Source organism: Desulfovibrionales bacterium (assembly GCA_028715605.1).
Lineage (GTDB): Bacteria > Desulfobacterota > QYQD01 > QYQD01 > QYQD01 > QYQD01.
The window spans coordinates 48,424-70,711 of record JAQURM010000006.1; the positions used below are offsets into that span (position 1 = coordinate 48,424).

At 47.3% G+C, this 22,288-nt stretch carries 23 protein-coding genes; 22 read left to right on the plus strand and 1 reads right to left on the minus strand.

The features are described from left to right. Positions 1-49 precede the first annotated feature (49 nt). The 10 genes from PHT49_07785 (at position 50) to PHT49_07830 (ending at position 9,567) form a co-directional block, all read left to right on the plus strand. Positions 50-1,321, plus strand: a complete 1,272-nt coding sequence (locus PHT49_07785) for a serine hydroxymethyltransferase (protein MDD5451775.1) — start codon at positions 50-52, stop codon at positions 1,319-1,321. 2 nt (positions 1,322-1,323) lie between these two features. After that, the gene (locus tag PHT49_07790) at positions 1,324-1,764 is read left to right on the plus strand and encodes a cytidine/deoxycytidylate deaminase family protein (GenBank protein ID MDD5451776.1); all 441 of its coding nucleotides are present in this window, start codon (positions 1,324-1,326) and stop codon (positions 1,762-1,764) included. Positions 1,765-1,787: 23 nt separating this feature from the next. Further along, positions 1,788-2,261 carry a transcriptional regulator NrdR gene (nrdR, locus tag PHT49_07795; protein ID MDD5451777.1) on the plus strand — a complete coding sequence of 158 codons (474 nt, stop codon included), beginning with the start codon at positions 1,788-1,790 and terminating at the stop codon, positions 2,259-2,261. Further along, entirely contained in the window at positions 2,262-3,368 is a 1,107-nt protein-coding gene (gene ribD, locus PHT49_07800; GenBank protein MDD5451778.1) for a bifunctional diaminohydroxyphosphoribosylaminopyrimidine deaminase/5-amino-6-(5-phosphoribosylamino)uracil reductase RibD, read from the plus strand. A gap of 109 nt (positions 3,369-3,477) precedes the next feature. Beyond that, the gene (locus PHT49_07805) at positions 3,478-4,140 is read left to right on the plus strand and encodes a riboflavin synthase (protein ID MDD5451779.1); all 663 of its coding nucleotides are present in this window, start codon (positions 3,478-3,480) and stop codon (positions 4,138-4,140) included. A gap of 19 nt (positions 4,141-4,159) precedes the next feature. After that, positions 4,160-5,365 carry a bifunctional 3,4-dihydroxy-2-butanone-4-phosphate synthase/GTP cyclohydrolase II gene (locus tag PHT49_07810; GenBank protein ID MDD5451780.1) on the plus strand — a complete coding sequence of 402 codons (1,206 nt, stop codon included), beginning with the start codon at positions 4,160-4,162 and terminating at the stop codon, positions 5,363-5,365. Positions 5,366-5,481: 116 nt separating this feature from the next. Then, positions 5,482-5,970 (plus strand): 6,7-dimethyl-8-ribityllumazine synthase, encoded by a 489-nt coding sequence (ribE, locus tag PHT49_07815; protein ID MDD5451781.1) that lies wholly within the window; start codon positions 5,482-5,484, stop codon positions 5,968-5,970. Positions 5,971-6,102: 132 nt separating this feature from the next. After that, positions 6,103-6,528 (plus strand): transcription antitermination factor NusB, encoded by a 426-nt coding sequence (gene nusB, locus PHT49_07820; GenBank protein MDD5451782.1) that lies wholly within the window; start codon positions 6,103-6,105, stop codon positions 6,526-6,528. Between the two features lie 2 nt (positions 6,529-6,530). After that, entirely contained in the window at positions 6,531-9,029 is a 2,499-nt protein-coding gene (leuS, locus tag PHT49_07825) for a leucine--tRNA ligase (GenBank protein MDD5451783.1), read from the plus strand. A 22-nt stretch (positions 9,030-9,051) separates the two neighbouring features. Then, positions 9,052-9,567 carry an LptE family protein gene (locus tag PHT49_07830; protein ID MDD5451784.1) on the plus strand — a complete coding sequence of 172 codons (516 nt, stop codon included), beginning with the start codon at positions 9,052-9,054 and terminating at the stop codon, positions 9,565-9,567. Positions 9,568-9,797: 230 nt separating this feature from the next. Here PHT49_07830 and rpsT read toward each other — a convergent pair whose 3' ends face one another. Further along, on the minus strand, positions 9,798-10,076 hold the full coding sequence (gene rpsT / locus PHT49_07835; protein MDD5451785.1) for a 30S ribosomal protein S20: 279 nt from the start codon (positions 10,074-10,076) through the stop codon (positions 9,798-9,800). A gap of 278 nt (positions 10,077-10,354) precedes the next feature. Between rpsT and mutM the strand changes: the two genes are divergently transcribed. The 12 genes from mutM to PHT49_07895 all read left to right on the plus strand — a co-directional run bounded on the left by mutM (position 10,355) and on the right by PHT49_07895 (position 22,026). Continuing rightward, on the plus strand, positions 10,355-11,197 hold the full coding sequence (gene mutM / locus PHT49_07840; GenBank protein MDD5451786.1) for a bifunctional DNA-formamidopyrimidine glycosylase/DNA-(apurinic or apyrimidinic site) lyase: 843 nt from the start codon (positions 10,355-10,357) through the stop codon (positions 11,195-11,197). Positions 11,198-11,490: 293 nt separating this feature from the next. Then, positions 11,491-12,420 carry a radical SAM protein gene (locus PHT49_07845; GenBank protein MDD5451787.1) on the plus strand — a complete coding sequence of 310 codons (930 nt, stop codon included), beginning with the start codon at positions 11,491-11,493 and terminating at the stop codon, positions 12,418-12,420. Between the two features lie 201 nt (positions 12,421-12,621). Then, complete coding sequence (locus PHT49_07850; GenBank protein MDD5451788.1) at positions 12,622-13,251, plus strand: metallophosphoesterase family protein; 630 nt, start codon at positions 12,622-12,624, stop codon at positions 13,249-13,251. A 265-nt stretch (positions 13,252-13,516) separates the two neighbouring features. Continuing rightward, a complete protein-coding gene (locus tag PHT49_07855) occupies positions 13,517-15,775 on the plus strand; it encodes a chemotaxis protein CheA (protein ID MDD5451789.1) in 2,259 nt (752 codons plus the stop codon). Positions 15,776-15,918: 143 nt separating this feature from the next. Then, positions 15,919-16,299 (plus strand): chemotaxis response regulator CheY, encoded by a 381-nt coding sequence (locus PHT49_07860; protein MDD5451790.1) that lies wholly within the window; start codon positions 15,919-15,921, stop codon positions 16,297-16,299. Between the two features lie 4 nt (positions 16,300-16,303). After that, the gene (locus PHT49_07865) at positions 16,304-17,128 is read left to right on the plus strand and encodes a protein-glutamate O-methyltransferase (protein ID MDD5451791.1); all 825 of its coding nucleotides are present in this window, start codon (positions 16,304-16,306) and stop codon (positions 17,126-17,128) included. Between the two features lie 14 nt (positions 17,129-17,142). Then, on the plus strand, positions 17,143-17,628 hold the full coding sequence (locus PHT49_07870) for a chemotaxis protein CheD (protein MDD5451792.1): 486 nt from the start codon (positions 17,143-17,145) through the stop codon (positions 17,626-17,628). Continuing rightward, the gene (locus PHT49_07875) at positions 17,625-18,458 is read left to right on the plus strand and encodes an HDOD domain-containing protein (protein MDD5451793.1); all 834 of its coding nucleotides are present in this window, start codon (positions 17,625-17,627) and stop codon (positions 18,456-18,458) included. Before PHT49_07870 ends, PHT49_07875 begins: the two co-directional genes overlap by 4 nt. Before the next feature lie 44 nt (positions 18,459-18,502). Further along, positions 18,503-18,886: a response regulator gene (locus PHT49_07880; protein ID MDD5451794.1), complete on the plus strand. Its 384-nt coding sequence runs from the start codon at positions 18,503-18,505 to the stop codon at positions 18,884-18,886. Continuing rightward, positions 18,883-19,350, plus strand: coding sequence for a hypothetical protein (locus PHT49_07885; GenBank protein ID MDD5451795.1), 468 nt, complete (start codon positions 18,883-18,885; stop codon positions 19,348-19,350). Before PHT49_07880 ends, PHT49_07885 begins: the two co-directional genes overlap by 4 nt. Before the next feature lie 20 nt (positions 19,351-19,370). Then, the gene (locus PHT49_07890; GenBank protein MDD5451796.1) at positions 19,371-20,423 is read left to right on the plus strand and encodes a chemotaxis response regulator protein-glutamate methylesterase; all 1,053 of its coding nucleotides are present in this window, start codon (positions 19,371-19,373) and stop codon (positions 20,421-20,423) included. Between the two features lie 529 nt (positions 20,424-20,952). Continuing rightward, positions 20,953-22,026: a sigma-54 dependent transcriptional regulator gene (locus PHT49_07895; protein MDD5451797.1), complete on the plus strand. Its 1,074-nt coding sequence runs from the start codon at positions 20,953-20,955 to the stop codon at positions 22,024-22,026. Positions 22,027-22,288 lie beyond the last annotated feature (262 nt).

A 22,288-nucleotide genomic window follows, 5' to 3' on the forward strand; every position in this document is an offset into this window, starting at 1 on the left:
GAAAAGTTCGTCCGCTTACAGCGGACGATGGTTAGGGGTTATAACGAGCATGTCGTATTTGAAGAATACCGATCCTGAGATATTCAACGTCCTCCAACTTGAACTTGAGAGGCAGACTCATAAGCTGGAGATGGTGGCCTCAGAAAATTTTGTCAGTGAAGCCGTCCTGGAGGCACAGGGAAGTATTTTAACGAACAAGTATGCCGAGGGTTATCCGGGCCGGCGGTATTACGGCGGTTGCGAGTACGTAGATGTGGCCGAGAATCTGGCCATATCGCGGGCCAAAGAGATATTCGGTGCTGAATACGTTAATGTCCAGGCCCACTCCGGCACTCAGGCCAACATGGCCATCTATTTCGGGTTTCTTGAACCCGGAGACACCGTGTTAGGTATGGATCTGGCGCATGGCGGCCATTTATCCCATGGCAGCCCGGTGAATTTTTCCGGCCGATTTTATAACATAGTCTCATATGGGGTAAGCAGGGAAACCGAGACCATAGATTATGAAGAGGTAAGAAGACTGGCCCTGCAATACAAACCCAAAATGATTATTTCCGGGGCCAGCGCCTATTCGCGGGTAATTGATTTTGCCGCCTTTCGCTCGATTGCGGATACAATTGGGGCCTATCTGATGGTAGATATGGCCCATATCGCCGGCCTGGTCGCGGCCGGTGTGCATCCTTCACCGGTACCCTATGCCGATTTTGTCACCTCGACTACCCATAAGACACTGCGGGGGCCGCGTGGAGGTCTTATTCTGGCCAGGGAAAAATATGGGAAAAAACTTAACAGCCAGATATTTCCGGGTATCCAGGGCGGGCCGCTTATGCACACTATTGCAGCCAAGGCGGTGGCCTTCAAGGAGGCGTTAAGTCCTTCCTTTAGATCCTATCAGGAACAGATTGTGAAAAATGCCCGGACCCTGGCTACGGTTCTTCAGCAGGATGGTTATCGTTTAGTCTCCGGAGGTACAGACAACCACCTTATGCTGGTTGACCTGACTGTCCGGGGAATAACCGGTAAAGACGCAGAAATAGCCCTGGATGAAGCCGGTATTACGGTGAATAAAAATGCCATACCCTTTGATACAAAAGGGCCGCAGATAACCAGCGGCATACGCGTTGGGACGCCGGCCGTAACCAGCCGGGGCATGAGAGAAGAAGAGATGACTGCTATAGGTCGTCTTATGACGCGTGTCATGGGCAATCTGGCCAGTGAGAAGGTGCGCCGGGAGGTACGGCACGAAGTGCGCGGCCTTTGCGAGCGGTTTCCATTATATCCGGGCCTGTGGTCCGCATACGGCGGACAGAAAAAGGGCTGAAGATGAGCAGGCCGTCATGGGAAGAATACTTTATGAACATTACCTATCTTGTGGCCGAACGATCCACCTGCCTGCGGCGCAAGGTAGGCGCAGTCCTGGTTAAAGACAAGCGCATCCTGGCCACGGGTTACAACGGAGCACCTTCCGGGCTTAAGCATTGCCTGGATATAGGTTGTCTGCGCGAAAAAGAAGGCATCCCCTCCGGTGAACGGCACGAACTCTGTCGCGGACTGCATGCCGAACAGAATGTGATTATACAGGCCGCATATCACGGCATATCCATCGCTGACTCCGCCATCTTTTGTACGAATCTCCCCTGCGTTATCTGCACCAAAATGTTAATCAACGCCGGCGTAAAATGTATTTTTTACCGTGAAGGCTATGCGGATGCCCTTTCCCGTGATATGCTGGCGGAGGCCGGCATTGACTTGATTCAAATCTAACAGATCACGGAGGCCTTTCCAAAATGAAATGCCCCTTTTGTGGACACGCGGAAGACAAGGTAATCGACTCCCGGGTCAGCAAGGATAATCTGGTTATCAGACGCCGCAGGGAGTGTTTTCGCTGCCAGAGCCGGTTTACCACCTATGAGCGGGTTGAGGAATTCATGCCCCTTGTAGTAAAGAAAGACGGGCGGCGGGAGCCTTTTAATCGTACGAAGGTTGTCGAAGGACTGAAAAAAGCCTGTGAGAAAAGGCCGATCAGCATTAATCTAATCGAAGAATTTGTGGATGGCCTGGAAAAAACCTTGCAGGAAATGGGGGAGAAAGAGATCCCATGCTCGGTTATTGGAGAAAAAGTCATGGCCAAATTGCGCGAATGGGATGAGGTGGCATACGTTCGATTTGCCTCGGTCTATAAGCAGTTTAAGGACTTGGACGAGTTTATGACCGAACTAAAGGGCTTGCTGGCTACCCGCGAGGAAAAAGAGGAAAAATAGTTGGCAGAAAACGCTGACGAAAAGTATATGCGGCTTGCCCTGACCCTTGCCTCAAAGGGGCGGGGACGCACTTCGCCTAATCCCCTGGTCGGAGCGGTTATTGTCAAGGATAACAGGATAGCCGGCCAGGGATACCACAAAAAGGCAGGGGAACCCCATGCGGAAATCAATGCCATTTCCGCTGCGGGCGAACTTACGCAGGGCAGCGCCCTGTACGTAAATCTTGAGCCATGCAATCACCATGGCCGCACGCCTCCCTGTACGCAGGCGATCCTGACGGCAGGGATACGGCGCGTGGTCGTCGGCATGCCTGATCCCAATCCCGATGTAAAGGGGGGCGGAATCGGGTTTCTGCGGTCACACGGGGTGAAAGTAGAATGCGGCATCCTGGAAAAAGAGTGCCTTCGGCTGAATGAGGCCTTTATCAAGTATGTCACTGTGAAAAGGCCCTTTGTTATCATGAAGGCGGCGGCCAGTATGGACGGCAAGATTGCTACCCGAAGCGGGGATGCCAGATGGATTACCGGTGAAAGGGCACGCCGTTTTGTGCACCGTCTGAGAAATGAGGTTGACGCCATCCTGGTAGGCGCTGGAACAGTTATAAAAGACAATCCCATGTTGACTACACGGCTCGGACAAAAAAGAGGCAGGGATCCGTTGCGGGTAATACTGGACTCCGGGCTAAAAATTCCCCTCACTGCCAGGATATTTAACCTGGACTCATCTGCGCAAACTCTCGTAGCTACACTTGACAATGCCTCCGATAGCAAAAAGAGGCGTCTTATAGAAAAAGGCGTAGAGATAATGGCGGTTTCTACCAATCAAAGCGGCCTGGACCTTGCAGAGTTGTTGAGTAAATTAGGCAGGAAAGGTATATTAAGCATACTCATTGAAGGCGGGGGGACCGTCTTTGCCTCAGCTATACAGTCCAGATTGGTGGATAAATTTTATCTCTTTTATGCGCCGATTATTATCGGAGGCACAAAAGCCGTGGACATGGTAGGCGGAGAAGGTGTAAATCATATAGCAGGGGCCTTTCGGCTTAAGGATATGAAGACAAGAAAGATAGGAGATGACCTTTTAGTTGAGGCCTATCCGGCTGGTTAGCGCTCAACGATCAGCGTTTAGCGATGGGAAGGCAAAATACAAATCCATCCAGAACCTTTTGCGTTAGGGATGAAAACCAATATAAAAGTAACGAATTATAGGTTGAGAAATGTTCACTGGAATCGTAGAGACCCTGGGTACCGTAAGAAAAAAGGCCTCTTCCGGCGAGGGGTTGAGACTTACGATTGAGGTCGATATAAAGTGGTCTGACCTGATGCCGGGAGAAAGTATCAGTGTGAACGGGACCTGTCTGACCGCAACAGATTTATCCGGTCCGGTATTTACCGTAGATGTCTCTCCGGAGAGCATTCGCCGGACTACCATGGGCCGGATCAATATAGGCGATAAGGTAAACCTGGAAAGGGCATTAAGGCCCACAGATCGCCTGGGCGGTCATATCGTGACCGGACATATAGATGCGACCGGAGTTATTCTGAGCCGGCAGGAGCAGGCCGCTTTTACCCTGTTTTCTATCCGGATTCCAAAGGAATTCGCCGGATACGTGATAGAAAAGGGCTCCATCGCCATAGATGGTATCAGCCTTACAGTAAACGATTGCCATGATTCTTCGTTCTCTGTATCCATCATCCCTTTTACTGCCCGGCACACCACTATAGGCCGGCACAAAGTGGGCGATGCCGTTAATATCGAATTTGATATTATCGGTAAGTATGTGGAAAGATTGCTCTCAAGGGGCCGGAACGATAAGGCCGGGGATGTAGAGAAGGGCAGGATCAGCCGGGAGTTTCTGGCCGAACATGGGATTGTCTAAGCAAGCTAAGGAGAATAAAATGCCTGTAACTACCATTGAAGAGGCCCTGAAAGATATTAAGGCCGGAAAGATGGTCATCCTGATTGATGATGAGGACAGGGAAAACGAGGGCGACCTGACCATGGCAGCGGAAAAGATTTCACCGGAGGCCATTAATTTCATGGCCCGTTATGGCCGGGGTCTGATATGCCTTTCTCTTACTCAAGAAAAGATTGAACAGTTGCAAATTCCTATGATGATCGGCCATAACACATCTCCTTTTCGAACTGCCTTCACTGTATCCATAGAAGCAAAACGGGGGGTAACTACCGGAATTTCTGCGGCAGACCGCGCCACAACCATACTTACCGCTATTGGCGACGATGCCGGCCCTGATGATCTGGTCATGCCCGGGCATATTTTCCCATTAAGGGCACGTAAGGGCGGTGTCTTGGTACGCACCGGCCAGACCGAAGGCTCGGTTGATCTGGCCAGAATGGCCGGGTTGAAACCGGCCGGCGTCATCTGCGAGATCATGAAAGATGACGGCACGATGGCCCGTCTCCCCGATCTGGAGATATTTGCGGCGGAATATAACCTTAAGATCGTTGCCGTCCGTGATATAATAGAATACCGGCTCAGAAACGAGAGCTTTGTGCATCGGGCAGCAACGACGGTTCTTCCTACCCTCTACGGCGGGGAATTCACGGCCATAGCCTTCACTAATGACATAGACGATAGCGAGCATCTGGCCCTGGTTAAGGGCGAGATTAACCCTGAAGACGAAGTTCTGGTGCGCGTCCATTCCGAGTGTCTTACCGGAGACGTGTTAGGATCCCTGCGTTGCGATTGCGGCAAACAATTGCAAGCCGCCATGAAAATGGTGGAACGGGAAGGGAAGGGGGTTATACTTTACATGGCCCAGGAGGGTCGGGGCATAGGCCTTGTCAATAAGATCAAGGCATATGCCCTGCAGGATCAGGGAAGGGATACGGTAGAAGCCAATTTAGAGCTGGGCTTTAAAGCCGACCTCAGGGACTACGGCATAGGCGCACAGATACTGCACGATCTTGGTGTTCGCAAGATGAGACTTCTGACCAATAACCCCAAAAAAATTATTGGCCTGGAGGGATATGACCTTAAGGTTACAGAAAGGGTGCCCATCGAAGTCCCTCCTGGCAAAGAGAATATCCGTTACCTCAAGACCAAAGAAAAAAAGATGGGGCATATATTGAATCTTGATTAAAATGGTGAGCATTCGGCAGTCAGCTCGCCACAATACCGGCGAATCTTCGACCGTCAGCGATCGGCAGTGAGATTGGTTGAAAAAAATCAATAAATTTTAAAAAAGAGGGAAGAAACATGGCCAGAGTATTCGAAGGCAAGATACGGGCCGAAGGGCTCAAGATAGCCATTATCATCAGTCGATTTAATGACTTTATCGGTGAACGGCTTATGGGCGGGGCCATGGATGCCTTGCTGCGTCACGGGGCAAGCGAAAAGGATATCGATATATACAAGGTTCCGGGGGCCTTTGAGATTCCACTGGTGGCCAAAAAGGCGGCTAACGCCGGTAAATATGATGCTGTAATTTGCCTGGGCGCGGTCATCAGAGGGGCAACGCCACATTTTGAATATGTCAGCGCCGAAGTCTCCAAGGGAATCGCCCATGTATCCCTGGATACCGGTGTTCCCCTAGCTTTTGGTATCCTTACCACGGACACTATCGAGCAGGCCATTGAACGTGCCGGAACTAAAGCAGGCAACAAGGGGTGGGACGCGGCCCTGGCCGCTATTGAAATGGTCAATCTTATTAAGGCTATTCACCGCAAAGACACAAAGGAAACCTAAGATAATAAAAATAGTTGATGTTCCTTAAGGCCTCGCGTTTTTTGCCTGCTCCGTAGGGAGGAACCGACCGTATCGGGGCGCCTTGGCAGCGGACTGTTAGGACTGCCGGAACCTCTTTGAAAGACTTATCGTATGGGCATTCGCCGGAAGGCACGAGAAAGCGCTCTCCAAATATTGTACGAAATGGACCTGACCGGGTCGGGGGCAGAAAAGGCGACGTCCGCCTTCTGCGCTTCATTTAAAATTCCGGAGCAGGCACATGATTTCTGCTTACGACTGGTCAAGGGTGTCGAGACCCATCGGGGACAAATAGATATTTTAGTTAATGGGCATTCTGAGCACTGGCGGCTGAATCGAATGTCGCGGGTGGATCGGAATATCTTGCGGCTGGCTGCATTTGAACTCTTGTATTGTGACGACATCCCTCCTAAGGTAACTATCAACGAGGCAGTAGAGCTGGGTAAAAAATTTGGGACCGACGATTCCGGTCCTTTTATAAATGGAATACTGGACGCCATCAGCCATCAGCTATGTCGGGGCGGGAGTGATAAAACTTAGCTATGACGGAAGTACAAACGAATAACTACGCCTTTCAAGAAATAGAGACGCGCTGGCAGGCGTATTGGAAAGCGAATAAGACTTTTAAGACCGCAGCAGACGGTACAAAGGATAAATTTTATCTCCTTGAAATGTTCCCTTATCCCTCAGGCAGGATTCATATGGGCCATGTCCGCAACTATACCATAGGGGATGTCTTTGCGCGCTACAAGCGGATGAGAGGCTATAACGTACTCCACCCCATGGGCTGGGATGCCTTTGGACTTCCGGCAGAAAATGCGGCCATAAAACATAAAATTCATCCTGCCCGGTGGACATACGAGAACATCAATTATATGCGTTCTCAGTTGCAAAAAATGGGATTTAGTTATGACTGGGATCGGGAGATTGCCACCTGCGATCCCGGCTACTATCGTTGGGAACAGCTATTTTTTATCCAGATGTACGAGAAGGGGCTGGCATATCGCAGGGAATCTCCGGTTAACTGGTGTGAAAAATGCGGCACGGTCCTGGCTAACGAACAGGTCGTGGGAAGTGGTGTCTGCTGGCGCTGCGATACGCCGGTTACTACCCGCCGGTTGAAGCAGTGGTTCTTTAGAATCACGGCTTACGCCGATGAGCTGCTGGCGGAATGTGACCGTCTTACCGGCTGGCCTGAAAAAGTGGTTACCATGCAAAAAAACTGGATCGGTAAGAGCGAAGGGTCCGAGATCCACTTTCCTATTGAGGGTTCTGATGAAAAGATAACGGTATTTACCACCCGGCCGGACACCGTATTTGGAGCCACTTTTATGAGTCTGGCGGTTGACCATCCATTAGTCCTTGAGCTTTCCCGTAGCGCTTTCCGGGAGGCCGCTGTGCTGGCCTTTGCAGAAAAAGAAAATCGTGAAAAAAGATCGCGTATCGGGGGCGAAGACTTTGAGAAGGAAGGCGTCTTTACGGGGGCCTATTGTCTGAATCCCCTTACCGGCCGGCGTATGCCCATATTTGCGGCCAATTTTGTTTTAATGGAGTATGGGTCCGGCGCAGTCATGGCCGTACCGGCGCACGATCAGCGTGATTTTGAATTTGCCCGCAAGTACGGTCTGGAAGTTGTGGTGGTTATTCAACCGCCGGGAGATAAACTCTCCCCTGGAAATATGACTGAGGCCTATGTCGAAGAAGGCGCAATGGTCAACTCCGGTCAATTTGACGGCATGAACAGCAACGAGGCTAAAAAGGCCATCATCCGCCATCTTGAAACAACCGGCCTGGGTAAAAAGGCGGTAAGTTATCGGCTGCGGGACTGGGGGATATCCAGACAGCGCTACTGGGGCGCGCCGATACCTATTATTTACTGTGATACATGTGGCGCTGTGCCCGTACCGGAAAAGGATCTGCCGGTTGTACTTCCTCTGGATGCCGAAATAGATGAGACCGGCCGCTCACCTCTTCCCCGGCTCAGTTCCTTTGTCAACACCACGTGCTCTTCCTGCGGCCGGGCCGCCCGCCGGGAAACAGACACCATGGATACTTTCGTTGAGTCTTCATGGTACTTTGCTCGCTATGCCTGCCCTGACTACACGGAAGCCCCACTTGACCGGGCCGGAGTCGATTACTGGCTGCCGGTTGACCAATATATAGGCGGGGTAGAGCATGCCATACTCCACTTATTATATGCGCGCTTTTATACCAAGGTGCTGCGTGATCTGGGCTGGCTTAATATAAACGAACCGTTTAGAAATCTCCTTACCCAGGGGATGGTCATAAAAGACGGGGCAAAGATGTCGAAGTCCAAGGGCAATGTAGTCGATCCCGATGACCTCATAAATCGCTACGGCGCGGATACAGTACGCCTTTTTTGCCTGTTTGCCGCTCCTCCGGAACGCGACCTGGAGTGGAGTGACCAGGGCGTGGAAGGCGCCTATCGTTTCTTGAATCGGGTCTGGCGCCTTGTAACTGAAAACCGGGTTACAATAGCCCAATCTCCGGCTGTAATCAATGTATTCGAACTAAAGGGCGAAGCAAAGGCGCTGCATCGTAAAATCCACCAGACCATTAAAAAGGTCGGCGCAGATATTGAGGACAGATTCCATTTCAACACCGCTATAAGCGCCGTAATGGAACTGGTCAATGATGCTTATGGTGTCATCGGCTTAGGCGATAAAGATCCGCAGACCCTGGCCGTCTTGAAACTGGCGATAGAGACCGTCATCATATCACTCTCACCATTCGCGCCCCATATTGCGGAAGAGCTGTGGCAAACCATGGGGCATAAGGAACTGCTCTCGTCAGTTTCCTGGCCTTCCTATGATGAAGAAGCAGCCCGCCAGGAAAAAGTAGAGCTTGTTGTCCAGGTCAACGGCAAAGTACGCAGCCGTGTCGAGGTGGATGCCGGGCAAGGAGAATCAGAGATCAAGGAAGCTGCCATTAGCGACCTGCGTATCAAAGAATGGATTAAGGAAAAAGAGATTAAAAAGGTCATCATAGTCGGGAATAAATTGGTAAACATCGTGGTTTAGGCTTAAAAAAGGTTACGTTAAAATGAAGACATACGCTAAGGTTATCAATTCGTTACTGCTATTTTTTTTCATTTCCGCCTGTGGTTATCACTTCAGCGGACAAGGCAATCCCTTTTCCGAAGATATAAAGACCATAGCTGTTCCGGTATTCAGTAATCAGACGGGAGAGACAGGTTTCGAAAACTATTTAACAAACCAGTTGGTCTATGAATTTACAAGCCGAAAAAGGCTGAGGGTGGTCGATATCAAGGATGCGGATGTCGTTCTAAAAGGTAAAATACGGTCGATTAACCTGCCGGATATATCCTTTAGCGGCACTTATCTAGGGCTGGAAAGGAAGGCGGTAGTTACGATAGAAGCGGTATTAGAAAGGCGCGACGGCAGCGTACTCTGGCAGAACAAAGACATAATCAGAGAAGAGGTCTATAAGGTAGAAAGCAGCCCCCTTACCACAGAAACCAATAAGCAGACGGCCCTTCATAAGATCGCCACTGACCTTGCCGAGATGATCCACATGCGGATATTTGAAGACTTCTAATCGATGAACTCATAAAAAGTCCAAAATATCACGCAAAGCCGCCAAGGACGCAAAAAGAATAAAATTTGGAACTCAGGAACTCATGAAAAAATCTTTTATTCCTGATTTCTTGATTTCCAGATTTTCTTTTTTCCTTCGCGGTCTTTGCGCCTTTGCGTGAGATATAGACATGGCCTGTACCCGTCTGGATACAGGCTATGTCTATATTGGTATGCCGGAATATTTTCGTCTTAGCTTTGTGAGCCGGATTGAAGGGCGTTTACATGTTTGGTCAAACGCGAAATCTTGCGAGCAGCGTTTCTGTGATGGAGTGTCCCCTTGGAAGCAGCCTTGTCGATGACCGGAATGGCTTTAGCCAAAGACTCCTTGGCCTTATCCGGTGATTTTTCTGCCATAGCAGTCTGGACTGCTTTGATTACATTTTTAACCCGGGTCTTAATAGCTTTATTAATTTCCTGCTTTTTTTCAGCCTGTTTAGCCCTCTTAATCGCTGATTTATGATTAGCCAACTTCCCGCCCTCCTTAAAAAATCCTGAATTATCGTTGAAGTAAAACACCCGTATAAATAATTGGTTAAAGGTATTATGTCAAGGTTTTTCCGACTCTTTGTCGGCGGCTTCGTAAAAAAGTCCCCCAATACCCCGTCCCCTTTTGTTAACATATATCATTTTGGTAGTGCGTATACAGAATCCTGTGCTAAAATAATTTGGAAGCAGAGATATATTTCCGCTGGCTATAGCCGTCTTGGAGATATACAAATTGAAGGCGCTGGAGCGCAGAACTTAACATGCCTGAACTTCCAGAAGTCGAGAATATAGTAAGAGACCTCCGGCCAAAGCTCTGTGGTAAGCTTATAAAAGCGGTTGAAGTTGCTCACCATAGCATAATAACAGGCCGGAAAAATAGTTTTTCAAGACTCATCAGGAATAAGAAAATCAAGGGCCTATCCCGGAAAGGCAAATGTATTGTCTTTGATCTGTCAAATGGCTATGAGCTTAGCATCCATCTGGGCATGACCGGTCAATTATTATACCGGCAGAAGGGTGGGGCGATAGACCGGCATACCCGCATGGTCTTTCATCTTAATGATAATCTACATGAGTTACGTTTTGCCGATATGCGTCGCTTTGGCTGGGTTTCCCTCCGGTCGAAGATGCGCCGGGGCGTGAGGCCGGGTGAAGACAAAAATGCCTATCTGGATAATCTGGGCCCTGATGCCCTGACCCTCGATCTGAAAGGGTTCAAAACCTGTCTCTCTAACCGAACCGGCACAGTAAAAGGTCTCTTGCTCAATCAGCATATTATAAGCGGTCTGGGGAATATTTATACGGATGAAAGTCTTTACCGGGCCGGCATCCATCCGCGAAGAAAGGTAAATACGCTCACTGAACATGAGATCAAAAGACTCCATGAGGCCATCGGGCAGATACTCAAAGAGGCTATTGTCTGTGGTGGTTCTAGTGTCAGCACCTATAGGCTGCCGGATGGAAAAGAGGGGGAATTCCAGAGACAGCATAAGGTATATAAGCGGCAAGGCAGGCCGTGCCCGCGGTGTAGGACGCCTATTGTCAGGATAAAGGTGGCCGGGCGGGGAACCTATTTTTGTCCAAAATGTCAAAGTGAAAATTAGCGTATAACTGAAGTTTTCTGAGTTGTTAGGAAACCCCTTGTGTTTCTGAGCGAAACTTGCTGGAGCAGTCCGCCTTAGGCGGATCGCGGGCGAGCAGGAAGGGGAAAGCCAGCCCTTTAGAGGCTGGAAGGGGCAAACCTTCCCCGCCTGCGAGTCCCGAAAGGGTCGCTGCGCAAGCCGTGAAGCGAAGAAACTAAGGGGTTTCACTTAAGAAATGTAAAATTATAAATAAGATCAAGTAATATGGAATGCGTCTATAAAAACTCAGGAAGATGCTAAATTAATACGAACTCATGTTCGAACCAGCCTACATAGAAACATATAAAAGTGGCGAGATCAAGCCCCGTGTCGAAAAACTTAATAGAATACTTGAAGAATGTTGCCTATGTCCACGAAAGTGCTGCGTTAATCGGATTCAGAACGAAAAAGGGATATGCCGTACAGGCAGACTTCCCATGATCTCCAGTTTTAGCCCGCATTTTGGAGAAGAGGCCCCGCTTGTAGGTCGACATGGATCGGGGGCCATATTTATAACAAACTGTAATCTCCTTTGCGTTTTTTGTCAGAACTGGGAAACCAGTCACCTCGGAGAAGGCGAAGAAATCTCCCTGGAACAATTTGCAATGGTGATGCTATATTTACAGAACATGGGTTGCCATAACATCAATTTTGTCACCCCAACCCATGTTGTGCCCCAGATACTGGAGGCCCTATCCATAGCCATTGAGGGCGGACTTTGCGTCCCCTTGGTTTATAATACGGGCGGCTATGATTCCATCGAGACGATTAAGCTGCTGGACGGTATTTTTGATATCTATCTGCCTGATTTTAAATACTGGGATGAAGAGGTGGCCATAAGACTCTCCAAGGCGCCCGGTTACCCGGAGATAGCCGGACAGGCCATTAAAGAAATGCACCGCCAGGTGGGCGACCTGACTGTAGATTCCAGTGGCATAGCACAGCGTGGACTCCTGGTGCGCCATCTGGTCCTGCCGGATGGTCTGGCCGGGACGCGGGATGTTATGCGTTTTCTGGCCCGGGAAATATCGCCGAATACCTACGTGAATATAATGGACCAGTATCGGCCCTGCGGCGAGGCGTACAAATATCCTCCCATTGACCGGCGTATAACTGCCGAGGAATACCGTGAGGCGATCACGATGGCCGGAGAAGAAGGGGTAACCAGGCTTGACCCGCGGAAACGGACATTTATCCTGTGCTGACGGCTTCGTAAGAAGTCAATTTCTCACGCAAAGGCGCAAAGACCGCGAAGTAAAAATGAAAATCTGGAAATCAAGAAATCAGGAATAAAAGATTTTTTCATGAGTTCCTGAGTTCCAAATTTTATTCTTTTTGCGTCCTTGGCGGCTTTGCGTGATATTTTGGAATTTTTACGAGATCATCAACATTGAAGTCTTAAGCTTATGAGCGATAGGCGTATATTTGCGGTTGGGGATATTCATGGATGTCTGGATAAGCTGGAAGGGTTAATGGGTACCCTGCCGGTTAACCTCGGACAGGATGCTCTTATCTTTCTTGGAGATTATATTAACCGCGGTCCGGCTTCCCGTGAAGTCATCGACTATCTCTTAGATTTAAAAGATAAGGCAAATCATATAGTATTTCTTATGGGTAACCATGAAAAGATGTTCCTCGATTATCTTGACCGGGTCAATCCCTTTTTATTCATCCTGAATGGAGGCCAGAAGACCATCGATGCCTATAGCAAAAAGGGGGAGTTTTCCCTGCCCCCGGATCATCATGATTTTTTTCGTTCGCTGCGCCTTATACATGAGACAGAGGACTATATCTTTGTTCATGCCGGCCTTCGGCCTTATTTACCGTTAGAGGATCAAAAAATAGAGGACATTCTCTGGATAAGAGAGGCCTTTTTTTCTTCTATGTACGATTTTGGCAAGAAAGTCGTCTTCGGTCACACGCCATTTGGTGAGCCGCTGGTGATGGGAAACAAGATAGGCATTGACACCGGTGCAGTTTACGGCAATAAACTGACATGCGTTGAGCTACCCGCACAGAAGTTTTATTCTTTTTGACCATATTTATACCCCTTTGTCGAGCAATCAGTATTCAGCTTAAGATGCTGTTCGTCGTATTCTTTTGGCTGACGGCGGATGGCGGATAGCTGAAAGCTTGAAGTTCGTCTCGGTAAATTTGTTCGCCCAGGGCCGGATGAGCGCTGACTACAACCCGTCAGGAATTTTCAATCAGGATTTAAGAAAAAAACTCCTCATGCCGATGCAAAAAACAGTGGTAGTCCCATTATGTATAGTCAAATAAGGAAAACCTAGAGGGATAGAGATGGACAACGAACTCAAAACCTTGCAGGAGATATTAGATGATATCGCGCTTAAGGCTATAATGCTGACCCCGGGCAATCTAGTTGAGTTAGGGGAGCTCCTCTCCAAGATCGAAGAGGTTATGGCCTATGAGGATACAACCCTCCCGGCGGCTGTAAAGAAGATAGGCGGGGGACTCAAACTTATTATAGAAAAGATCATATTGGGCGAGCTACCCGACACGGACGTAGTCTATGAAAAAATAAGCCAGGCCATCTCTATCTTACAGGATATTTGCAGAGAAAAAGACCAGGAGCAGGCCGGCGCTTCTCTTAAAAACTTTAATGGACTGCTTAAAGAATTAAATCTTGCGGATACGGAAGTGCAAACAGCGGGACAAGATGACACAACAATGGAAGAGGAGGCAACCCCTGAGGTTTCTGTGACCAAAAGCAAACCGGTTATAGACATTACTCAAGATAAAGAATTGCTTGCCGGATTTATCAGCGAGAGCATGGAACATCTTGAACAAATTGAGGTGGACATCCTCTCTCTTGAACAGTCTCCCGATGATAAGGACTGCATAAACACTATTTTTAGACCATTCCATACTATAAAAGGTGTCTCAGGCTTTTTGAATCTACAGGATATTAATAAGTTAGCACATGAAACGGAAAATATCCTGGATAAAGCCCGAAACGGCGAGCTTTCGATCTCCTCAGAAATTATTGACCTTATCCTGGACGCCTGTGATGTCCTGAAAAGGATGATAATGGACATAAAAACGGCCCTGGAGACAGGTACATTGGAGCAAAAGGATTACGACCTGGACAGTTTTATCAACCGGATAAGGGCCGCGCAGGAAGGGGTGGTAGGAGAAGAGGCCACCCTGCCGGAGCCTAAATTAGTAGGGGAGATACTGGTCAAAAAGGGTGTGGCCGATACAGAGGCCATAGATAAGGCCCTGGAAAAACAGCGAGATTCCGGTGAAAAAATCGGGGAGATTATCATCAGAGAGGCCGCTGTTAAACCCAAAGAGGTCGCCCATGCCCTGCGTGAACAAAAAGCTATGACCTCCATTGCTTCTGCCGGGACTGCCAATAGTGCCGTCAAGGTGGACATCGGCAAGCTCGATAACCTGGTAGATATGGTCGGTGAGCTGGTCATCACCCAGTCCCTTATCTGGCAGAATTCCCACGTCCAGACCATACGGGATCAGAAACTTATGCGTGATTTCTCCCAGCTAAGCCGTATTACTACCGATCTACAGAAGACAGCCATGTCTTTGCGAATGGTGCCCATAAAACAGACCCTTCAGAAGATGATCCGGTTGGTACGGGATCTGGCCAAAAAATCTGAAAAACAAGCTGATCTTCAGATGAGCGGTGAGGATACAGAGATCGACCGCAATATGGTTGACGCCATTTACGATCCCCTGGTGCATATGATACGTAACTCTATAGACCATGGCATTGAGATGCCGGATGAAAGAGCAACTAAAGGCAAGCCGGCCACCGGCACTATCTGGTTAAGGGCTTATCAAAAAGGCGGTAACATTGTGATTGAGATCGAGGATGACGGACAGGGCCTGAACCGCGAGAAGATATTAAAAAAGGCCAAGGAAAAGGGATTGATTAAAAACACCGAGGGTCTCTCCACATTTGAAATTGATAATCTTATATTCCAGGCCGGATTTTCTACAGCCGATAAGATAACCGATGTCTCCGGCCGGGGCGTAGGGATGGATGTAGTAAAGAAAGCCATAGAGAAGTTGCGCGGCAAGGTGGAGATAAGTTCGCGCCCCGGGCAAGGTTCCACATTCACCATTAAGGTTCCGCTTACCCTGGCTATTATCGACGGCATAATAGTAAAGGTAGGGGTGGAACGTTATATAGTGCCAACAGTGGTCATTAAAGAGACTATAAGGCCGCGGCAGGAAGAATATAGCACTGTCCATGGCAAGGGCGAGATGATTAAGGTCAGGGGAAATCTTATCCCGTTAGTAAGATTATATAAGATGTTTGATATTGATGCCGAACATAAAGACCCTTGCGAGTCTCTGGTGGTTGTGGTTGAAAACGAAGGACGGCAAAAATGCCTGCTGGTTGATGACCTCCTTGGCAAACAAGAAGTGGTCATCAAGAGTCTCGGAGACCACATGAAAAATGTCAGAGGACTGGCTGGAGGGACTATTTTAGGAGACGGGAAAGTAGGGCTGATTTTAGATATAAACGGCATATTTAGTGTGGCTGAAGAACAAAATTTGGGGATGCTGCATTAATTATAGTGAATGTCATTAGTCAATAGTCATTTGTCACTGGTAAAAGAGATCAATCTTCCACCTTCAACCAATGACCGATGACTAATGACCAGTGACCTTGCCTATAAGCTGAAGGCTTATATATGAAAAAGGGGAGTTAACTTATGCCAGCAGATAAGAATATGAGAATATTGGTGGTTGATGACTTTAACACCATGCGCCGTATAGTAAAAAACATTCTGAAACAACTGGGATTCGAAAATGTAGGCGAGGCCGAAAACGGTCAAGAGGCGCTTGAGGTCTTGAAAAAGGAAAAATTTGACTTCGTAATAACCGACTGGAACATGCCGGTTATGACCGGTCTTGATCTGCTTAAGGCAATCAAGGCGGATGCCGCATTAAAGGACATCCCCGTAATGATGGTCACTGCCGAGGCACAGCAACAGAATATCGTGGAGGCGGTTAAGACTGGGGCCAGTAACTATATTGTCAAGCCATTTACGGCCGAAGTTCTGGAAGAAAAGATAAGCAAGATATTCAAGTAATCTGATGTTCGACGACCTTACCGATAACGAATTCGAACTCTTCAGTAAGCTCGTCTATACTAAGTCCGGCATTAACCTCCACACAGGCAAGAAGGAATTACTGCGCGCTAGGCTGGCCAAAAGGCTGAGAAGCTCTAATTTTCAGAGTTTTCAGGAATATTATGATTACGTGTTGCAGGATAAGAGTGGGGAGGAACTGGTTCGGCTGCTGGATAGCGTGTCCACCAACCTGACCAGTTTTTTTCGTGAATCCAAGCACTTTCAATTCCTGGCAGATGAGGCGCTGCCAAGCCTGCTTGCAGATAAAAAAAGGGGCGGAAGGATAAAAATCTGGAGCGCCGGTTGTTCATCGGGCGAGGAGCCTTATTCTCTTGCAATAACTATTTTAGAACATACGGCAATTACCCCGGCGTTGAACCTAAAAATATTGGCAACCGATATATCTACAAGGGTCTTAACTACAGCCGAGCAGGGGATATACCCGGAAGAACGATGCAAAGATATTGATATTAATATCCTGAAAAAATACTTCCAAAAAGGACAGGGCCGGTGGCAGGGATACGTCCAGGTTAAGCCTGTGGTCAGGAACTGCATCCAGTTTATGAGATATAACCTCATGGAACCATGTCCATGTAAGGAACCTATGGACATAATTTTTTGCCGTAATGTGATGATCTATTTCGATAAGAACACACAGGAAAAAGTAGTAAACGGTTTTTATTCGGCGCTAGGTGAAGGAGGCTACCTTTTTATCGGGCACTCAGAAAGCCTGACGGGTATAAAGCATGCCTTTAAATATGCGCGTCCGACTGTCTATCAGAAAAAATAGAAAAAGGATCGGTTGTGGCCAGCAAACTCGTCGTCGGTATTGCAGATATGTGCGTAAGCAAGGACCCATCGGCTATTTTAATTACTTACTCCCTGGGGTCCTGCATCGGCGTGTCCATTTATGATCCTGTAGTCAAGGTGGGGGGATTGCTTCATCTAATGCTTCCGGAATCAAAGATAGCCCCTGATAAGGCAGAAAAAAATCCGTGCATGTTTGCAGATACAGGCGTGCCCTTGCTTTTCAAAGAGGCATATAAATACGGCGCTGATAAGAAACGCATGATAATTAAAATAGCCGGGGGGGGGCAGGTTATGGATGCCAGCGGCTTTTTCAATATCGGCAAACGTAACTACATGGCCCTTCGCAAGATCTTTTGGAAAAATGACGTTCTTATAAGCAAAGAAGACATAGGTGGTAATGTCAACCGCACTATGCGCCTTGAGATAGGCACGGGGCGCGTCTATCTCAAGGTATCGGACAGCGGAGAGATAGAACTATGAAAGATATCAGGACCATTACTAAAGATATCAAGGAATTGCCGCCACTTCCGGAAGTAGCTCAAAAGGTATTTTCCTTACTACATGACCCTAAAAGCAATGTTCAGGATCTGGTCAAGGTTGTACAGCTTGATCAGGCTATGACGGCTAATATATTGAAATTATGCAATTCTGCATACTTCGGCCTGAAGAGAAAGATCAGTTCTTTGCAGGAGGCCCTGGTCTTGCTCGGCCATAAAAAATTACACGAGATTATTATGACAGACAACAGCAGTAAATATTATAAAAAAGTCGGCCTGGGTTATAACCTGGAAAAAGGCGAGCTCTGGAAACATTCTGTGGCCTGCGCCCTTCTTTCTCAGATATTGGTGCGAAAAACAGGCTTACCCGAAGATCCTTTCTTATTTAACGCCGCCCTCCTTCACGATATCGGCAAGGTGATACTCAGCACTTACGTCAAGACAGAATATGATCAAATAATCAGGTTGGTTAAAGAACAGCAATATCCCTTTTTGCAGGCAGAAAAAGAGGTTATCGGGATTGATCACGCCGAATTAGGGGGACGAATCGCTGAGGAATGGAATTTCCCCGGCGCCCTGGTAGAAGCGATTGCCCAACATCATACGCCTGATGCGGAGAATTACATCTCCTGCATCGTTCATCTCTGTAATCTGATGACTATCATGATGGGTATCGGCACGGGTTATGGCCTCGCTGACTATGGGAAAGATGCTGTCATGAAAAAATTAGGTCTGAAAGAAAGACATCTCGAATCATGTATGGTTGAACTATGGCATGAACTCCAGAAGGCGGAAGACCTGCTCAAATGTTAACTCAATAAATGCCTGCCTGACGGCGGGCAGGGAGGCGGCTTCTTATGGCCTTTAATATCTTAATAGTCGATGACTCTATGGCCATGCGCAGCGTTATACGCAAGGTCATCTCGATTTCCGGCTTCGATGTCGGGACCTTTTTTGAGGCCGGCAATGGAAAAGAAGCGCTCGAAGTCCTTAATGGGCAGTGGATAGACCTGGTTCTAAGTGATATTAATATGCCGGAGATGGATGGCCTCACCTTTGTAAAAAAGATGAGAGGGCATGAGATCTATAAAAACATCCCGGTAGTTATGATAACCACCGAAGGCTCCCAGGCCTGTATAGATGAAGCCATGTCTTTGGGGGTTAAGGGGTATATCCAGAAGCCGTTTATGCCTGAGGTAATCAAGGAAAAACTCGAAGAGATTATGGAGAAGACCCGATGAATCCTACATATAGAAATATTTTAACCGTTGTGGTTCAAGAGGTGTTTGAAACCATGTTTTTTACCTTCGTTGATCCCATAGGCGAAGACGAAATGGGCCAGGTTACGTCACTCCCCGGCCCTTATTTTCATGGTAAAATCGGGGTAAAAGGCGAGGACCGGAAGAGGGTCCTGGATATCTTTATTCCCGAAAAGATGATCGGCAGCCTGACCGAAACCCTTCTTCGCAAGGAAGAAGATAAAAGTGTTAGTAAAGAAGAACTTATTGATACGACTAAAGAAATAGCAAACATGGTCCTGGGCAATATCCTGAATAAAACCAATAAAGAAGGAACCCAACGATTAACCACGCCCACTGCTGAATTAGTCGGGGACATCTCTCCCTTTGTCAAGGATTCAGGTGTGGAGCGCATATATTTTGAGACCGATTGGGGAATAATAGTCATTCTCTTTACCTGCGGTTAATATTCCGGAGTTACAAGATTATGAACACATCCAAGATAAAGGTATTGATAGTCGATGACTCGGCCATTGTCCGAAAGATATTTTCTGAAGAATTATCTAAAGAACCGGATATTGAAGTCGTCGGAACGGCGCCAGATCCTTATGTGGCCCGGGATAAGATAGTTAACCTGAAGCCGGATGTAATCACCCTGGATATTGAAATGCCCCGCATGGACGGACTGACTTTCCTGGGTAAGCTCATGAAGTACTATCCGCTACCGGTCATAATCGTAAGCTCGCTTACGTCTGCCGGCGGCAAATTGGCTTTAGAGGCCATTGATACAGGGGCAGTAGAGGTCATTGCCAAGCCCGGCTCCGCTTACAGCGTCGCTGATATGACGGTTCAACTCCTTGATAAGATAAGGGCTGCGGCCCACATTAAGGTAAACCAGCGCGCGGCCTCCACCAAAGAGAGTTGCCAGGCAACCTCGGCAGTCCCGCATCCGTCTTTAGCCCTTGCGGAGACTACAAACAAGGTTATAGCCATTGGGGCCTCTACGGGCGGGACGGAGGCCATAAAAGAGGTTCTTATCCAGATGCCGCCCAATATACCCGGTATAGTCATTGTCCAGCACATGCCGGCAAATTTTACCACCGCCTTTGCCAATCGCTTAAACGACATTTGCCAGATTCAAGTAAGGGAGGCCAAAGACGGCGATTCGGTAATAAACGGCACCGCGCTGATCGCTCCGGGAAACTACCACATGTTTTTAAGGCGCAGCGGGGCACGGTATTACGTCACGGTCAAGCAAGGGCCACTGGTATGCCATCAAAGGCCGTCTGTGGACGTGCTTTTTAGTTCAGTTGCGCAATATGTGGGAAGTAATGCCATAGGCGTAATCTTAACTGGCATGGGGGCAGATGGGGCAAGGGGTATGTTAGAGATGAAACAGGCTGGAGCAAAAACGATAGCCCAGGATGAAAAGAGCTGTGTCGTCTTTGGCATGCCTAAAGAGGCCATAAGATCCGGCGGAGTAGATATTGTGACGCCGTTAAAAGATATACCCAACGAAATTTTTAGGTTATTCGAGTAAGATGACCTTGCAAGAAGTATTTCATTCTATAAAAGTTGACATAATATATCTTATCCGACATTACGCAGGGTATGCAAAACTCTTCTTATTTCTATATTGCTCCGGCAGTTAAGTACATGAAAAATGTCATGCCGGATCCCCGGTCAAGTTGAGGACAGGCTTTATCCGGCATCCAGTTCCTTGCTGGATTCCCGCCCTGCCTCCAGCGGACCATGGGCAGGGTCGGACCTGGACGGTTTTCGCGGGAATGACGGCATCGAGTATTTTGTTGCCGGAGTAATAAGACCTCCAACTGACAGATAATCACATATTATTATTATCCATAAAATCAATATAATATCAAATATATATAATGTTATACATTATAATTCATGTTAAAGTATTTGATATTACGTTAATTAATTAATTCTATTTAAACCATGGAAAATTTTTTCCGTTTTATAAGAAAATTTTTTCCACTTTTTTTAAAAAAAATTCCTTTTAGTCGATAAAATAAGATATAGTATAAGACATGGAGACGGCATCCAGTATGGATATTATGGATATGATAGTTGGTGAAAGTGAGCCAATTACAAGAATAAAAGAACTTATTAAGCAAATAGTCGATACCGATCTGACGGTTGTAATTTACGGAGAAAGCGGTGTCGGCAAGGAATTAGTTGCCCGGTCTTTGCATTTCCAGTCTCACCGCAAGGATTTCCCATTTGTTAAGGTCAATTGTGCCGCCCTTCCCTCCGAGCTCCTGGAAAGTGAATTGTTTGGCTATGAAAAGGGCGCCTTTACCGGGGCTGACGGACTGAAACCTGGTAAATTTGAACAGGCAAATGACGGCACCATATTCTTAGACGAAATTGGAGATATGCCGTTAACATTGCAATCAAAATTATTGCAGGTACTTCAGGATGGCGAATTTTCGAGAATTGGCGGCAAAAAGGATGTCAAGGTGAATACCTGGATAGTCTCAGCAACCAACCACGACTTGGAAAACGAGGTTAAGCGAGGTCTTTTTAGAGAAGACCTTTTTTATCGTTTAAATATCATAAAAATCCTGGTGCCTCCTCTCCGCGACAGAAAGGAAGATATACCCATTTTATTTGAGCATTTCCTCTCACGCTATGGTGAGCAGTTTAATCCTGATTTCGTTCTGGATAAAGAAGTACTAGATATCTTTTCCAGTTACCACTGGCCTGGAAATGTGCGAGAAATGGAAAACTACATAAAAAGACTCCTGGTCCTGAATGATTGGGAACAATTAAAGGAAGAAATCCTCGATAAAATCCACGCGGCGCCCACAAGAAGAGATATGTCCATAGCCACGCCGGATGTAAAAGCAAAAGAAAAAATATCCCGGGATGTTCTGGAGAAGTTAATAGATCTGGGTGAAGAAAAAGAGAGGATTATTTCCCTTCCTTCCCTTAAAGAAATTAAAAAACAGGCCCTCCTGAAGATCGAAAAAGAGGTGATAGAGGAGGTTTTGAAGAGAACGAACTGGAATAAGAAGCTGGCCGCACGACATCTTAAGATCAGTTATAAGGCCCTGCTCTATAAAATAAAGGAGGCGGACATAAAAAAACCACCCGATTTAGACAAGGAAAGAAAATGAGGTAGTATTCACTATAAGACTTGCAGATGAGAAAAATATTTCCACTACCAGGAGAAAAAATTTCCACAATAAGTTACCACTATTTCCATTTACGTCTTAAACGTTTCTGTCCGGTATTTACACATATAATTAAATCATTCATAATATCCAACAGTTATTAATTGTCTATGGCCTATAAAAGTTCTGGCACCTTTTTTGCTCAATATTGGAAGCGTTCAAAATAGTTATGTCACCGGCACTCTTATGTTAAGTTTAGTCCGGA

What these genes read in the sequence shown, in the direction of transcription:
- PHT49_07785 (MDD5451775.1), top strand. Translation starts at nt 50, where the DNA reads ATGTCGTATTTGAAGAATACCGATCCTGAGATATTCAACGTCCTCCAA.
- PHT49_07790 (MDD5451776.1), top strand. Translation starts at nt 1,324, where the DNA reads ATGAGCAGGCCGTCATGGGAAGAATACTTTATGAACATTACCTATCTT.
- nrdR (MDD5451777.1), top strand. Translation starts at nt 1,788, where the DNA reads ATGAAATGCCCCTTTTGTGGACACGCGGAAGACAAGGTAATCGACTCC.
- PHT49_07805 (MDD5451779.1), top strand. Translation starts at nt 3,478, where the DNA reads ATGTTCACTGGAATCGTAGAGACCCTGGGTACCGTAAGAAAAAAGGCC.
- PHT49_07810 (MDD5451780.1), top strand. Translation starts at nt 4,160, where the DNA reads ATGCCTGTAACTACCATTGAAGAGGCCCTGAAAGATATTAAGGCCGGA.
- ribE (MDD5451781.1), top strand. Translation starts at nt 5,482, where the DNA reads ATGGCCAGAGTATTCGAAGGCAAGATACGGGCCGAAGGGCTCAAGATA.
- nusB (MDD5451782.1), top strand. Translation starts at nt 6,103, where the DNA reads ATGGGCATTCGCCGGAAGGCACGAGAAAGCGCTCTCCAAATATTGTAC.
- leuS (MDD5451783.1), top strand. Translation starts at nt 6,531, where the DNA reads ATGACGGAAGTACAAACGAATAACTACGCCTTTCAAGAAATAGAGACG.
- PHT49_07830 (MDD5451784.1), top strand. Translation starts at nt 9,052, where the DNA reads ATGAAGACATACGCTAAGGTTATCAATTCGTTACTGCTATTTTTTTTC.
- mutM (MDD5451786.1), top strand. Translation starts at nt 10,355, where the DNA reads ATGCCTGAACTTCCAGAAGTCGAGAATATAGTAAGAGACCTCCGGCCA.
- PHT49_07845 (MDD5451787.1), top strand. Translation starts at nt 11,491, where the DNA reads ATGTTCGAACCAGCCTACATAGAAACATATAAAAGTGGCGAGATCAAG.
- PHT49_07850 (MDD5451788.1), top strand. Translation starts at nt 12,622, where the DNA reads ATGAGCGATAGGCGTATATTTGCGGTTGGGGATATTCATGGATGTCTG.
- PHT49_07855 (MDD5451789.1), top strand. Translation starts at nt 13,517, where the DNA reads ATGGACAACGAACTCAAAACCTTGCAGGAGATATTAGATGATATCGCG.
- PHT49_07860 (MDD5451790.1), top strand. Translation starts at nt 15,919, where the DNA reads ATGCCAGCAGATAAGAATATGAGAATATTGGTGGTTGATGACTTTAAC.
- PHT49_07865 (MDD5451791.1), top strand. Translation starts at nt 16,304, where the DNA reads ATGTTCGACGACCTTACCGATAACGAATTCGAACTCTTCAGTAAGCTC.
- PHT49_07875 (MDD5451793.1), top strand. Translation starts at nt 17,625, where the DNA reads ATGAAAGATATCAGGACCATTACTAAAGATATCAAGGAATTGCCGCCA.
- PHT49_07880 (MDD5451794.1), top strand. Translation starts at nt 18,503, where the DNA reads ATGGCCTTTAATATCTTAATAGTCGATGACTCTATGGCCATGCGCAGC.
- PHT49_07885 (MDD5451795.1), top strand. Translation starts at nt 18,883, where the DNA reads ATGAATCCTACATATAGAAATATTTTAACCGTTGTGGTTCAAGAGGTG.
- PHT49_07890 (MDD5451796.1), top strand. Translation starts at nt 19,371, where the DNA reads ATGAACACATCCAAGATAAAGGTATTGATAGTCGATGACTCGGCCATT.
- PHT49_07895 (MDD5451797.1), top strand. Translation starts at nt 20,953, where the DNA reads ATGGATATTATGGATATGATAGTTGGTGAAAGTGAGCCAATTACAAGA.